The sequence below is a fragment of the Streptomyces sp. Tu 3180 genome, from assembly GCF_009852415.1.
In the GTDB taxonomy this organism is placed as follows: Bacteria; Actinomycetota; Actinomycetes; order Streptomycetales; family Streptomycetaceae; genus Streptomyces.
Map to the genome: position 1 here is coordinate 7,192,957 of NZ_WOXS01000002.1, position 13,331 is coordinate 7,206,287.

General features: G+C 74.7%; 9 protein-coding genes and 1 pseudogene. 6 read left to right on the forward strand and 4 right to left on the reverse strand.

The window, feature by feature from the left end; all coding sequences use genetic code 11:
* Positions 1–35: 35 nt before the first annotated feature.
* Positions 36–231 (forward strand): annotated as a pseudogene (locus tag GL259_RS39090) (Appr-1-p processing protein); the annotation flags it as partial.
* Between the two features lie 18 nt (positions 232–249).
* On the opposite strand, the gene GL259_RS32780 reads toward GL259_RS39090, so the two are convergent.
* Positions 250–1,131, reverse strand: coding sequence for an arginase family protein (locus GL259_RS32780; RefSeq protein WP_208026547.1), 882 nt, complete (start codon positions 1,129–1,131; stop codon positions 250–252).
* Positions 1,132–1,486: 355 nt separating this feature from the next.
* On the opposite strand from GL259_RS32780, the gene GL259_RS32785 reads away from it, so the two are divergent.
* The 3 genes from GL259_RS32785 (at position 1,487) to GL259_RS32795 (ending at position 6,513) form a co-directional block, all read left to right on the forward strand.
* Positions 1,487–3,442 carry a Xaa-Pro dipeptidyl-peptidase gene (locus GL259_RS32785; protein ID WP_159536888.1) on the forward strand — a complete coding sequence of 652 codons (1,956 nt, stop codon included), beginning with the start codon at positions 1,487–1,489 and terminating at the stop codon, positions 3,440–3,442.
* The gene (locus GL259_RS32790; protein ID WP_159536889.1) at positions 3,439–4,707 is read left to right on the forward strand and encodes a M14 family metallocarboxypeptidase; all 1,269 of its coding nucleotides are present in this window, start codon (positions 3,439–3,441) and stop codon (positions 4,705–4,707) included. The genes GL259_RS32785 and GL259_RS32790 overlap by 4 nt, the downstream gene beginning before the upstream one ends.
* A gap of 84 nt (positions 4,708–4,791) precedes the next feature.
* Positions 4,792–6,513: a BCCT family transporter gene (locus tag GL259_RS32795; protein WP_159536890.1), complete on the forward strand. Its 1,722-nt coding sequence runs from the start codon at positions 4,792–4,794 to the stop codon at positions 6,511–6,513.
* 111 nt (positions 6,514–6,624) lie between these two features.
* Here the strand turns inward: GL259_RS32795 and GL259_RS32800 are convergent, their stop codons facing one another.
* Positions 6,625–7,578, reverse strand: a complete 954-nt coding sequence (locus tag GL259_RS32800) for an FAD-dependent oxidoreductase (RefSeq protein WP_159536891.1) — start codon at positions 7,576–7,578, stop codon at positions 6,625–6,627.
* A 67-nt stretch (positions 7,579–7,645) separates the two neighbouring features.
* Between GL259_RS32800 and GL259_RS32805 the strand changes: the two genes are divergently transcribed.
* Together GL259_RS32805 and GL259_RS32810 are read left to right on the forward strand one after the other, a co-directional pair.
* Entirely contained in the window at positions 7,646–8,668 is a 1,023-nt protein-coding gene (locus tag GL259_RS32805; RefSeq protein ID WP_159536892.1) for an oxidoreductase, read from the forward strand.
* Positions 8,669–8,716: 48 nt separating this feature from the next.
* On the forward strand, positions 8,717–10,357 hold the full coding sequence (locus GL259_RS32810; RefSeq protein WP_159536893.1) for an ABC-F family ATP-binding cassette domain-containing protein: 1,641 nt from the start codon (positions 8,717–8,719) through the stop codon (positions 10,355–10,357).
* Positions 10,358–10,618: 261 nt separating this feature from the next.
* Here the strand turns inward: GL259_RS32810 and GL259_RS32815 are convergent, their stop codons facing one another.
* Both GL259_RS32815 and GL259_RS39400 read right to left on the reverse strand, forming a co-directional pair.
* Positions 10,619–13,003, reverse strand: coding sequence for a Tex family protein (locus tag GL259_RS32815; protein ID WP_159536894.1), 2,385 nt, complete (start codon positions 13,001–13,003; stop codon positions 10,619–10,621).
* A 105-nt stretch (positions 13,004–13,108) separates the two neighbouring features.
* Positions 13,109–13,240, reverse strand: coding sequence for an LPFR motif small protein (locus GL259_RS39400; protein ID WP_004980301.1), 132 nt, complete (start codon positions 13,238–13,240; stop codon positions 13,109–13,111).
* Positions 13,241–13,331 lie beyond the last annotated feature (91 nt).

Genomic DNA, 13,331 nt, shown 5'->3' on the forward strand with positions numbered 1-13,331 from the left:
GGGGTGACGCCACCGCCCCGTCGGTGAAGGGCGTCAGCAGGGGCGTCCCCGTCCGCCACGAGGCGGATCGGCACCGCCCTCGCCGGCCACGCGGCCGGCCTCGGCGCCCCGGTCCACGGGCCCCGCACCGGCCGCGGGCCGGCCGGCGGGAAGCGGTCCCGGACCGAGCCCCCGGTCACCGAGGGCCCGGTGCGGCGCGGGACGCCCGTGACCGCGCACGACCACGGGGACCGAGCGGGCCGCGGTGCGTCAGCCCTCCGGCGTGAACGCCCGCAGCAGGCACCGCGTGAGGCCGGCCGTGACGACCCCGCCCTCGTCGAGGCGGGGATTGAGGATGGTCACGTCGAACCCGACCGCACCGCGGCCGGTCAGCGCCGTGCGCAGCACCGTCTCCAGCTCCTCCCGGGTCAGCCCGCCCGGGAGGCGGTAGTCCACCGCGGGCACGACGGCGTCGTCCAGGACGTCGGCGTCGAGGTGGACCCAGTACCCGGCGCCCGCGCGGCCCAGCAGGCCGACCGCACGGCGCGCCGCCTCCGCCGCTCCCGACGCGCGTACCGCGTCGAGGTCCATGGCGTGCAGCGCGGGCGGCAGCGGCTGCATCCCGGCCGCCGTCGACTCCTGCGTGTCCCGGAAACCGAGGGCGACCACGTCCTCGTCCCGCACCAGGGGGCGGCGCCCCTCCAGGTCGGTCAGCACCTCCGGTCCCCGGCCCGTGACCAGCGCCAGTTCCATGGACGCCACCTCGCCGGCCGGTTCCGCCGCCGGCTGGTAGAAGTCCGTGTGGCCGTCGAGGAAGAGCAGCCCGTACCGCCCCCCGCGGCGCAGGGCGAGCAGATTGCCGAGCAGCACGCTGCAGTCACCGCCCAGGACGACCGGGAAGCGACCGGCCCGGAGCACGTCACCCACCGCGTCGGCCAGTGCGACCGAGTACGCGGCGATACCCGGCGCGTTCAGCACCCCGGTGACCGGGTCGCGCACGGGGTCGTAGCCGGGTGGCTCGACCCGGCCCGCCCGCACCGCCCCGAGCCCCTCGGCCAGCCCGGCGTCCAGCAGGGCACCGGGGAGGTCCTCGACCCCGGTCGGCCGCAGCCCCAGCACGGACGGTGCCTCGATGATCGCCACGTCCCGCACGTCCGGCTCCTTCGTCCGCCCGGCGGCGCCGGCCGGCCCGCACGCGCAGCCGGCGCATGAGCCCACCGTAGACCGCCGGGCGGGCCGCGGCGCGTCCTCGGCCGGAGCGCGAGGCGCGGGAGCGCCGGCGCCGGTGCCCGTCGCCGTGCCCCCGTGCGCCGCGGCGGTCTCCTGCCGCGGCCTCGGCGGCACCCGGGCCGCCGAGGAGGCCCGGGGCTTTTGCGCCCCCGCCGTCACCCGAGCGCCGTCCGGCCGCCGTGAACCACCGGACACGGACGCGCTTTCGGTCACCCTTTTCCGACGACACGTCAGCTGCCCTCTTCTGCACCCGAGTTGACCGATGTACCGTCCGCGCATGCCGAAACGCACGCGCTTCACGACCTGGAGACCGCTCGCGACGGCGGCCACCGCCGCCCTGACGGCCACGCTGCTCACCCCGGCCGCGGCAGAGGCCGCACCGCGCGAGAGCCTGCCCGTCCACTCCTACGCCGACGCCGTCCGCGAGGCCGTCTGGGTGGACACCGGACTCGACGAGGACCGCGACGGGAGGACCGACCGGGTCGCCGTCGACATCGTCCGCCCCCGCGAACCCGCACAGCGGGGCCGGAAGGTCCCCGTCATCATGGACGCCAGCCCGTACTACTCCTGCTGCGGACGCGGCAACGAGAGCCAGAGGAAGACGTACGACGCGAACGGCGACGTCGTGCGGATGCCGCTGTTCTACGACAACTACTTCGTGCCGCGCGGCTACGCCGTCGTCGGCGTCGACCTGGCCGGGACCAACCGGTCCGACGGCTGCGTGGACGTCGGCGGGCGCTCCGACATCCGGTCCGCGAAGGCCGTCGTCGACTGGCTCAACGGCCGCGGCAGGGCCTACACCACCCGCACCGGCACCGAACGGGCCGAAGCGGACTGGACCAACGGCCGCACCGGCATGATCGGCAAGAGCTGGGACGGCACCATCGCCAACGGAGTCGCCGCGACCGGCGTCGAGGGCCTGGAGACCATCGTCCCGATCGCCGCCATCTCCTCCTGGTACGACTACTACTTCACCCGGGGCGCCCCGCTCTACGACTCCGGCCCCGACTGGCTGTCGCACTACGTCGAGAGCCCCGAGGCCCGCACCGGGTGCGCCGAAGTCCAGCGCGAACTCGTCGACGGCGCCCCGCGCACCGGCGACCGGACGCCGCTGTGGACCGAACGCGACTACGTGCGCGCCGCGAAGAAGGTGAGGGCCAGCGTCTTCCTCGTGCACGGCATGCAGGACCTCAACGTGCGGATGCAGCACGTCGGCCCCTGGTGGGACGCCCTCGCGAAGAACGGGGTCGAGCGCAAGATCTGGCTCTCCCAGACCGGCCACGTCGACCCCTTCGACTTCCGCCGCGCCGAGTGGGTCGACACCCTGCACCGCTGGTTCGACCACGAACTGCTCGGCTACGACAACGGCGTCGACCGCGAGCCCATGGCCGACATCGAGCGCCGGCCCGACCAGTGGGCCACCTCCGCGACCTGGCCGCCGCGCGGCACGCGCACCGCGGCCCTGCGCCCCGCGCAGGGCACCGAGGCAGGTGTCGGCACCCTGGGCCTGCGCGGGGGAGGGGGCACCGAGACCTTCACCGACGACCCGCGGCTGAGCGAGACCGACTGGGCCGCGCGGGTCGACACCCCGACCCCGGACAAGGCCGGGTTCGTCACCGGGCCGCTCACCCGGGACCTGCGGCTGTCCGGCTCCTCCCGGGTCACCGTCACCGCCGCCCCCAGCACCCCGACGGCCCACCTGTCCGCCGTCCTCGTGGACCTCGGCCCCGACACCGTCCGTGACTACGCCGACGAGGGCGAGGGCATCACCACCCTCACCGAGCGCACCTGCTGGGGCGCGAGCACCGAGGGCGACAGCTCCTGCTTCAAGGAGACCCGCGCCAAGACCACCGACGTCGGCTTCACCGTCGTCAGCCGGGGCTGGGCCGATCTCGGCACCCACGCGAACAGCGCCGAGGGCGAGCCCCTCACCCCCGGCAAGCGGTACACGATCACGCTCGACCTGGCGGCCACCGACCACGTCGTGCCCGAGGGACACCGCCTGGCGCTGATCGTCGCGGGCACCGACCGGGGCCTGATCGACCCCCCGGCCGACACCCCGACCCTCACCCTCGACCTGGCCCGCACCGTCGCGCGCGTCCCGTTCGTCGGCGGAACGGCCGCGTTCGCCCGCGCCACCGCGGGCTCGCACGCCGAGGCCCGGGACACGGTCCTGGACGGCGTGGACCGGCCGGACACCACCACCCACCGCGTCCCCGGGCCGACCCGGTGAAGCGCGCCCTCGCCCTCGCCGCCACCGTCCTCGCCGCCTCCCTCGTCACCGCACCGGCACAGGCCGGGGAGGACTCCCCGCCCCGGACCGGGTTCGAGGCGAGCGACGGCGCCCGCTGGACCACCCTGGACGAGGAGCGGCGCTTCCTCGCCGCCGTCGACCGGGCGAGCAGCCGGGTCTCCGTCAGCCGGATCGGCACCACGAAACAGGACCGGCCGCTCCGGCTGGTCCGCGTCGGCACCGGAGCCGCCCCCCACACGATCCTGCTGGTGTGCAGCCAGCACGGCGACGAGCCCGCCGGCCGCGAGGCCTGCCTGACCACGATCCGCGACCTGGCGTTCGCCGGGGACCGGCGGACCCGCCGCTTCCTGGAGCGCACCACGGTGCTCGTCGTCCCGACCGCCAACCCCGACGGCCGGGCCGCCGGCACCCGCGGCAACGGCGACGGCGTCGACGTCAACCGCGACCACCTCGCCCTGCGGACCGCCGAGGGCCGCGCCCTGGCCGCCGTCGTCCGCGACCGGTGGCCGGATGTCGTCTACGACCTGCACGAGTACGGCGCCACACCCCGGTTCTACGACAAGGACCTGTTCGACCTGTGGCCGCGCAACCTCAACACCCACCCGGCCGTCCACCACGCCGCACGGACCCTGTCCGGCGACTACGTCCGCCCGGCCGCCGGCGCCGCCGGGTACTCGACCGGCACGTACGGCATCTGGACCGACCCCGTCACCGGTGAACCGGTCCGCCAGACCGCCGGCGACGGACAGGAACGCATCCTGCGCAACATGTCCGGGATCAAGCACGGCGTCGGCCTGCTCATCGAGAGCCGTGTCGACCCGCTCACCGAGGCGGAGCGGTCCGACGAGGCGCTCAACAACCGGCGCAGGGTGAGATCCCAGCTCGCCGCGCTCGACGGCCTGATCCGATTCGCCGGGGAACGTCGCAAGGAGGTCGAGGCGGCCACCGCCGGGGCCCGCGCCGCCGGGTACTCCGACACCGGCCCCGTCCATCTGGGCGGCGCCGACAACGACCCGCCGGAACCGTCCGAGGTGATCGCCGACCCGCCGTGCGGCTACCGCCTCACGGCCGGTCAGTACGCGGACGCCGGGGACGAGCTGGCCCTGCACGGCGTACGCGTCCGGCCGGACGGCGACGGCGTTCTCGTCCCCCTGCGGCAGCCGCTGCGCGCGCTCGTTCCGCTGCTCCTGGACGAGCGGGCCGCGTACCACCTGGTGGAGGGGGAGCCCGACGCGTCGTGCTGAACAGGTGAGTTTTGCGCCAAAGGTGGTAGGGGCGTAACGGGAGGAGTGCTCTCCGCCCAACGGCTCTGAAGAAAGGTGCCGCCCGTGGCGCAGGACCACCACAGCGACAAGGACCACACGGCAGGCCCGCTCCCGGGCTCGGAAGCGGGCCTGCCCGGCCGGGAGCGCCCCCGGACCGACCGGATGGTGTTCGGCGTCACGGCCGTGCTCACCCTCGCGTTCGTGATCTGGGGCGCCACCGCGACGGACTCGCTCGAGAACGTCTCCAGCAGCATGCTGAGCGGACTGATGCACAACGGCGGCTGGGCGTTCGTGCTGGCCGCCTCCGGCTTCGTCGTCTTCGCCCTCTGGCTCGCGGCCAGCCGCTACGGCCGGATCCACCTCGGTGCCGAGGGCGAGGAACCGGAGTTCCGCACCGTCTCGTGGGTCGCGATGATGTTCAGCGCGGGCATGGGCATCGGCCTGATGTTCTACGGCGTCAGCGAGCCGCTGGCGCACTACGTCACGCCGCCGCCCGGCACCGCCCCGGCCGACTCCGGCGACCGCATGGAGACGGCCATGGCGACCACGCTGTTCCACTGGACGCTCCACCCCTGGGCGATCTACGCCGTGGTCGGTCTCGCCATCGCCTACAGCACCTTCCGCAGGCGCCGCCGGCAGACCATCAGCGCCGTCTTCACCCCGCTCATCGGCGAGAAGCACGCGGGCGGGGCCGGCGGACGCGTCATCGACATCCTCGCGATCGTCGCCACCGTCTTCGGCTCCGCGGCCTCGCTGGGCCTCGGCGCGCTGCAGATCGGCTCCGGCGTGCGGGAGCTCGGCTGGATGGACGAGGTGAGCACCGGGCTGCTCGTCGGCATCATCGCGGTGCTGACGGTGGCGTTCGTCGCCTCCGCGGTCTCGGGCGTGGAGAAGGGCATCCAGTGGCTCTCCAACACCAACATGGTGCTGGCGCTGGTCCTCGCCCTGTTCGTGTTCGTGGCCGGCCCGACGATCATCGTCCTCGACCTGCTGCCCACCTCCGTCTTCTCCTACCTGGGCGAGCTGCCCGAGCTGGCCGCCCGCACCGAGGCCAGCGGCGGCGAGGGGGTCGCCGACTGGCTGGGCAGCTGGACCGTCTTCTACTGGGCGTGGTGGATCTCCTGGACGCCCTTCGTCGGCATGTTCATCGCCCGCATCAGCCGGGGCCGTACGATCCGCCAGTTCATCGGCGGGGTGATCCTCGTGCCCAGCACGGTCAGCCTCGTCTGGTTCGCGGTCTTCGGCGGTTCCGCGATGAGGCTCCAGGAGCAGGGCGACCTGGGGAAGGAGGCCACGCCGGAGGGCCGTCTCTTCGCCGTGCTCCAGGAGTTCCCCGCCGCCACGGCCACGAGCCTGCTGGTGATGGTCCTCGTCGGCATCTTCTTCGTCTCGGGCGCGGACGCGGCCTCGGTCGTCATGGGCACCCTCTCGCAGAAGGGCGCCCTGGAGCCGGGCCGCCTGGTGGTGGTGTTCTGGGGCGTCGTCACCGGCGCGGTGGCCGCGATCATGCTGCTCGTCGGCAGCGGTCAGGGCGACGCGCTGACCGGCCTGCAGAACCTCACGATCCTCGCGGCGGCCCCGTTCGTCGTCGTGATGATCCTCATGTGCGTGGCACTCATGCGCGACCTGCGCCGGGACCCGGTCATCGTGCGCGGCGAGATGGGCTCCGAGGCGGTGGAACTCGCCGTCATCCAGGGGCACGAGAAGTACGACGGCGAGTTCGAACTCCGCATCGGCCCCGGCCGGGGCCCGGACGTGGAGGGGGATCCCATCGGCAAGCACTGACCCCCGCGGCCCCGCCCCGGCCCGGGCCGCCCGGGCCGGGGCGGGGCCGCTCCCGGCCGACGGCCGCCACCGGTGGCCGGCGCGCCGGCACCCGCCCGCCGCCTCCCCGGTTCAGGGGGCGGCCAGCGCCGCCGCACGGTCCGCGCAGCCCCAGGCCACCGTGACGCCCGCGCCGCCGTGGCCGTAGTTGTGCACCAGCAGCCGTCCGTCCGCGAGCGGTTCGCGCTCCAGGCGCACCGTGTCCCGGGCGGGGCGCAGCCCCACCCGGTGCTCCAGGACCCGCGCGCCGGCGATCTCCGGCCGCAGGGCCGCGCACCGCCGCACGATCGCCTCGGCCACCGCCGGGTCCGGCTCCAGGGACCAGGCGTCCTCCTCCGCCGTGCCGCCCAGCACCAGCCGCCCGGGCTGCGGGAAGAAGTACGCCATCTCGCCGTCGGGACCCGTGGAGACCGTCCAGGTGTCGATCCCCGGGTTCTCCACGACCACCAGCTGCCCCCGCACCGGCCGCACCGACGCGTCCGGGACCAGCTCCCGCGCCCCCAGCCCCGCGCAGTTGACCACGACCGGCGCGCCGGCCCGCGCGAGGTCCGTCACCGTACGCGTCTCGACCGTCCCGCCCGCCGCCAGCAGCCGCTCCCGCAGCCACGGCAGGTGGGCCGGCATGTCGATGAGCGGCAGCCGGGCCCGCACCCCCGGCCCGGCGGGATACTCCTCGGCCGTCGCCCGGCGCAGCCCCGGCAGGCGCGCGGCGGCCCACGCGCCGACCTCGTCCGGCGAGGTCTCGCCCAGCACTCCCTCGACCAGGCGCACGCCGGTGGTCCCCGGGCGCTCCGCCAGCTCCTCGTACACCTCCAGCGACCGCAGCGCCCACGCGCGCGCCGACGCCACCGGCTCGATCCGGTACGGCCACCACAGCGCGCCCGCGACCGCCGAGGTGGTCCGCTCCACCGGGTCCCGCGTCCACAGCCGTACCCGCACACCGCGTTCGGCGAGGACCACGGCCGTCGTCAGCCCGACGACCCCACCGCCGATCACGAGGACGTCGCAGTCCGGTTCGCTCTCCATCCGGGGGACGTTAGCGGAATATGTCATGCCGTGCTCAGGTCCGTGCCGCGGTGGGAATACTCACGCCATGGCTGCCGAGTACGCGACCTTCGGCCTGACACCGGCGACAAGGGCCGGTGGACTCCTCGCAGGCGGTGACTACCAGGTCCACCGGGACTTCGTCGACTTCGTCGTCGACGGACGCCCGCTGCTCTTCCGCCTCTCCGACCTGGACGCCGTCTCCCCGCTCGCCTCCGACGTCCCGCCCGCCATCTTCACCGCCCAGGTCCGCGGCCTGCTGCTGGAGGCCGAGGCGCCGCTGCCCGCCGGCCGGTACATCGTCTACGGCTGCCCCGAGTGCGCGGACCTCGCCTGCGGCGCGGTGACCGCGGTCATCGAACGCGACGGCGAGGACTTCGTCTGGCGGGACTTCGCCTGGCAGACCGGCGTCCACGCCGACCTGGAGCTCAACGGCTACCACGGCATAGGCCCGTTCCGCTTCCGCGGCGCCGAGTACCGCACGGCCCTCGCCGCCCTGCTGGACGGCGGCTCCCCGGGCACCCGCCGCCGGGTCCTGCTGATCGGATCCCGCGTCGCCCTGCTCGCCAGGCTCGCCGCGGCACTGCGCACCATCGGCATCGGCGCCGACATCGCCCAGGACGCCGAGGGCGTCCCGGCCGACGAGCTGCGGGCCTACGGCGCCGTGGTCTTCGGCCGGTCGGCCGGTGCCGGGGAACGCGACGCCGTGCGCCGCGCCTTCGCCGCCGCCGGTGTCGACGTGCCCTGCGTCGACGGCTCCGTCCCGGTCGTCCCGCTCCTCGTCGCCCGGACCGAACAGGCGCTGGACCGCAGCCCGCGGGAACGGCGCCGCCTGACGGACCTCACCGCCGCCGGCGACGCGGCGGAGGTGGAGGTCACCTCGTCCTGCCGGGTGCGGCTCACCGCGTACCGCGTCGACCGCCTCTCCCGCGCCCGCACCCAGGACCTCTTCGACGGAGTCCTGGAACCCGGCCGCCACCGCGTCCCGCTGGACCCGAAGGCGGTGAAGGGCGAGGCGTTCGTCGTGGCGCGCACCGGGGGGACGGTGCTGGTGGCGGCCGTGGGGCGGTGAGAACCGGGGCGCGTCCGGAGGCGCGCGGCCGTTAGGATCGGCGGTCTGATGACTGCCACCCTCGTCGCCAAGAACCTCGCCGCCGGTCACGGCGACCGCTCCCTGTTCACCGGCCTCGACCTCGTCGTCGCCCCCGGCGACGTGATCGGCCTGGTCGGCGCCAACGGCGCGGGCAAGTCCACGCTGCTGCGCCTGCTCGCCGGGCTCACCGCCCCCGAGCAGGGCGAGCTGCGCCTCTCCCCGCCCACCGCGACCGTCGGGCACCTCCCGCAGGAGCCGGAGCGCCGGCCCGGGGAGACCGTACGGGCGTTCCTGGCCCGCCGCACCGGCGTCACCGAGGCCCAGCGGGCCATGGACGAGGCGACCCAGGCCCTGGTCGACGGGGCCCCGGGCGCGGACGACGCGTACGCCACCGCCCTGGAGCGGTGGCTGTCCCTGGGCGGCGCCGACCTCGACGAGCGGGCCGAGGAGGTGGCCGGCTCCCTCGGCCCGGCCGTCGACCTGGACCAGCCGATGACCGCGCTCTCCGGCGGCCAGGCGGCCCGTGCGGGCCTGGCCTCCCTGCTCCTCTCCCGCTACGACGTCTTCCTCCTCGACGAGCCGACCAACGACCTCGACCTGGACGGCCTGGAACGCCTCGAACGGTTCGTGAGCGGCCTGCGCGCCGGGACCGTCGTCGTCAGCCACGACCGGGAGTTCCTCACCCGCACCGTCACCAAGGTCCTCGAACTCGACCTCGCCCAGCGGCGGATCAACCTCTACGGCGGCGGCTACGCGGCCTACCTGGAGGAGCGGGAGGTGGCCCGCCGGCACGCCCGCGACGAGTACGAGGAGTACGCCGACAAGAAGGCCGCGCTCCAGGAGCGGGCCCAGATGCAGCGCGCCTGGATGGACAAGGGCGTGAAGAACGCCCGCCGCAGGGCCGGCAACGACAACGACAAGGCCGGCCGCAAGTTCCGCAGCGAGGCCAGCGAGAAGCAGGCCGCCAAGGCCCGCCAGACGCAGCGCATGATCGAACGCCTCGACGTCGTCGAGGAGCCGCGCAAGGAGTGGGAGCTGCGCATGGAGGTCGCGGCGGCCCCGCGCTCCGGCGCGGTGGTGGCGACCCTGCGGGACGCCGAGGTCCGGCGCGGCGACTTCACGCTGGGCCCGGTGTCCCTGCAGATCGACTGGGCGGACCGGGTGGCCGTCACGGGCGCGAACGGCGCCGGCAAGTCCACGCTGCTGGGCGCCCTGCTGGGCCGCGTGCCGCTGGACGCCGGGCACGCCGCCCTCGGCTCGGGCGTGCTGCTCGGCGAGGTCGACCAGGCCCGCGCGCTGTTCCACGGCCCGGAGGCACTGCTCGACGCGTTCCGCCCGGCGGTCCCCGACCTGGAACCGGTCGACATCCGCACCCTGCTGGCCAAGTTCGGTCTCAAGGCGGACCACGTCACACGCCCCGCGGCCACCCTGTCCCCGGGCGAACGCACCCGCGCCGCCCTCGCCCTCCTCCAGGGCCGGGGCGTCAACCTCCTGGTCCTCGACGAGCCGACCAACCACCTCGACCTGCCCGCCATCGAGCAACTGGAGTCGGCCCTCGACGCCTACGAGGGCACCCTCCTGCTGGTCACCCACGACCGCCGCATGCTCGACGCGGTCCGCGTGACCCGCCGCCTGGAGGTGGCCGGGGGCAAGGTGACCGAGAGCTGACGGACTGTCAGCCGCCGGGCCGGGCGCGGCCGGCCGGCCACCAGGCCGTCACCGCCGGACCCCGCGTCGCGCGGAAGCCACCGCGGGCGTGCGCCCGCACCCGGACGCCCGTCCCCACCGCGCCGCGGCGGGTGCACGTCCGCCGCGACGGCCGTACGGCCGGGGCCGGCACGGAGACCCGCGCACCGGGAACCCCCGCTCACCCGGGGCCCGGTGCGGCCCGGACCCCGCGGCGCGGGACCCGGGCGCGGGGGAGCCGGCTCAGCGCCCGCCGTTCTTCGGGTCGACCAGGCCGGCCCGGCGCAGGGCGTCGGCCATCGCGCCGTTCACGGGCGCGGGCGCCTGGCGCGAGCCGCCGCCGTTGCCGCCACCGCCGCCGCGGCGGCCCTGGCGCTGCTGCGGCGGACGCCCGCCGCGCTGCCGGCGCTCACCGCCGCCCGCCTGGCCCGCCCGGTCCTGCCCGGACGCCTCGTCGTCCAGCCGCAGCGTCAGCGAGATCCGCTTGCGCGGGATGTCCACGTCCAGGACCTTCACCTTGACGATGTCGCCCGGCTTCACCACGTCCCGCGGGTCCTTGACGAACGTCTTCGACATCGCGGAGACGTGCACCAGGCCGTCCTGGTGGACACCGACGTCGACGAAGGCCCCGAAGGCGGCCACGTTCGTCACCACGCCCTCCAGGACCATCCCGGGGGCCAGGTCGGAGATCTTCTCCACGCCCTCCTTGAAGGCGGCCGTCCTGAACGCCGGCCGGGGGTCGCGGCCCGGCTTCTCCAGCTCCTTGAGGATGTCGCCGACCGTCGGCAGGCCGAACTTCTCGTCCACGAAGTCCTGCGGCCTCAGCGACCGCAGCACCGCCGTGTTGCCGATCAGGGAGGCGACCTCCTGGCCGGAGCTCTTCACCATGCGCCGGACGACCGGGTAGGCCTCCGGGTGCACGCTGGAGGCGTCCAGCGGGTCGTCGCCGCCGCGGATCCGCAGGAAGCCCGCGCACTGCTCGTACGCCTTGGGGCCGAGCCGCGGGACCTTCTTCAGCTCGGCCCGCGACCGGAACGGCCCGTTGCCGTCCCGGTGGGCCACGATGTTCTCGGCGAGCCCGGAGGTGATGCCGGAGACCCGGGCGAGCAGCGGGGCCGACGCGGTGTTGACGTCCACGCCCACGCCGTTCACACAGTCCTCCACCACCGCGTCCAGCGAACGCGACAGCTTCACCTCGGACAGGTCGTGCTGGTACTGGCCGACGCCGATCGACTTGGGGTCGATCTTCACCAGCTCGGCCAGCGGGTCCTGGAGCCGGCGGGCGATCGAGACCGCGCCGCGCAGCGACACGTCCATGTCCGGCAGCTCCTGGGAGGCGAAGGCGGAGGCCGAGTACACGGAGGCGCCCGCCTCGGACACCATCACCTTCGTCAGGTTCAGCTCGGGGTGCCGGGTGATGAGCTCGCCGGCGAGCTTGTCGGTCTCGCGCGAGGCGGTGCCGTTGCCGATGGCGATCAGCTCGACCGCGTGCTCCTTCGCCAGCCGGGCCAGCTTGGCGATCGCCTCGTCCCACCGGTTGGCGGGGACGTGCGGGTGGATCACGTCCGTGGCCACGACCTTGCCGGTCGCGTCGACCACGGCGACCTTCACGCCCGTGCGGAAGCCGGGGTCGAGGCCGAGCGTCGCGCGCGTGCCGGCCGGTGCGGCCAGCAGCAGGTCGCGCAGGTTGGCCGCGAACACCCGCACCGCCTCGTCCTCGGCGGCCGTGCGCAGCCGCAGGCGCAGGTCGATGCCGAGGTGCACCAGGATGCGGGTGCGCCAGGCCCAGCGGACCGTGTCCAGCAGCCACTTGTCGCCCGGACGCCCCCGGTCGGCGATCCCGAACCGGTTCGCGACGATCCCCTCGTACGACGACGGACCGTCCACCGGCTCCTCCGGCTCCAGGACGAGGTCGAGGACCTCCTCCTTCTCGCCGCGCAGCATCGCCAGGACCCGGTGCGAGGGCAGCTCGGTGAAGGGCTCGGCGAAGTCGAAGTAGTCCGCGAACTTCGCGCCCGCCTCCTCCTTGCCCTCGCGCACCTTGGCGGCCAGCCGGCCGCGCACCCACATGCGCTCGCGCAGCTCGCCGATCAGGTCGGCGTCCTCCGAGAACCGCTCGGTGAGGATCGCCCGCGCGCCGTCCAGGGCGGCCTGCGGATCGGCGACGCCCTTGCCGGCGTCCACGAACGCGGCGGCCGCGGCGAGGGGCTCGACACCCGGATCGGCGAGCAGCCCCTCCGCCAGCGGCTCCAGCCCCGCCTCGCGCGCGATCTGCGCCTTGGTGCGCCGCTTGGGCTTGTACGGCAGGTAGACGTCCTCCAGGCGCGCCTTGGTCTCCGCGCCCCGGATCCGGGCCTCGAGCTCGGCGGTGAGCTTGCCCTGCTCGCGCACCGACTCCAGGACCGCCGTCCGGCGCTCCTCCAGCTCCCGCAGATAGCGCAGCCGCTCCTCGATCGTGCGCAGCTGCGCGTCGTCGAGCATCTCGGTCGCTTCCTTGCGGTAGCGGGCGATGAAGGGCACCGTCGAACCGCCGTCGAGCAGTTCCACGGCGGCCTTGACCTGCCGCTCCCGTACGCCGAGCTCCTCGGCGATCCTGCCTTCGATGGACCCTGCGAGGGGTGTCGTCACGTTCCCGTACCGCCTTCTCCACTGAGGTTGCGCGGCAATTGTGGCAGGTGGAGCCGACAACCGGGGATCAGGGCGGCGACCCGCCCGGGCCCCGCGGGGGCGGTGTCAGGCGCGGTGGCCGCGGGCGGTGGACGAGGCCCCGCCGAAGAGCCGGGCCAGCGCCCGGAACGGCAGTGTCACGACGGTGGCGACGGCGCCGCCGATCTGGCGCAGGACGTCTGCGATGGCACGGAACACGTGTTTCCCCTTCCGTTTCGTCTCCCGGCCGCGGCGGCCGGGACGGACTTCGTGACGGAGCGTGTACCTCGTCAACGCTTCAACATGCATG

What these genes read in the sequence shown, in the direction of transcription:
- GL259_RS32785 (WP_159536888.1), top strand. Translation starts at nt 1,487, where the DNA reads ATGCCGAAACGCACGCGCTTCACGACCTGGAGACCGCTCGCGACGGCG.
- GL259_RS32805 (WP_159536892.1), top strand. Translation starts at nt 7,646, where the DNA reads ATGGCTGCCGAGTACGCGACCTTCGGCCTGACACCGGCGACAAGGGCC.
- GL259_RS32810 (WP_159536893.1), top strand. Translation starts at nt 8,717, where the DNA reads ATGACTGCCACCCTCGTCGCCAAGAACCTCGCCGCCGGTCACGGCGAC.
- GL259_RS32800 (WP_159536891.1), bottom strand. Translation starts at nt 7,578, where the DNA reads ATGGAGAGCGAACCGGACTGCGACGTCCTCGTGATCGGCGGTGGGGTC.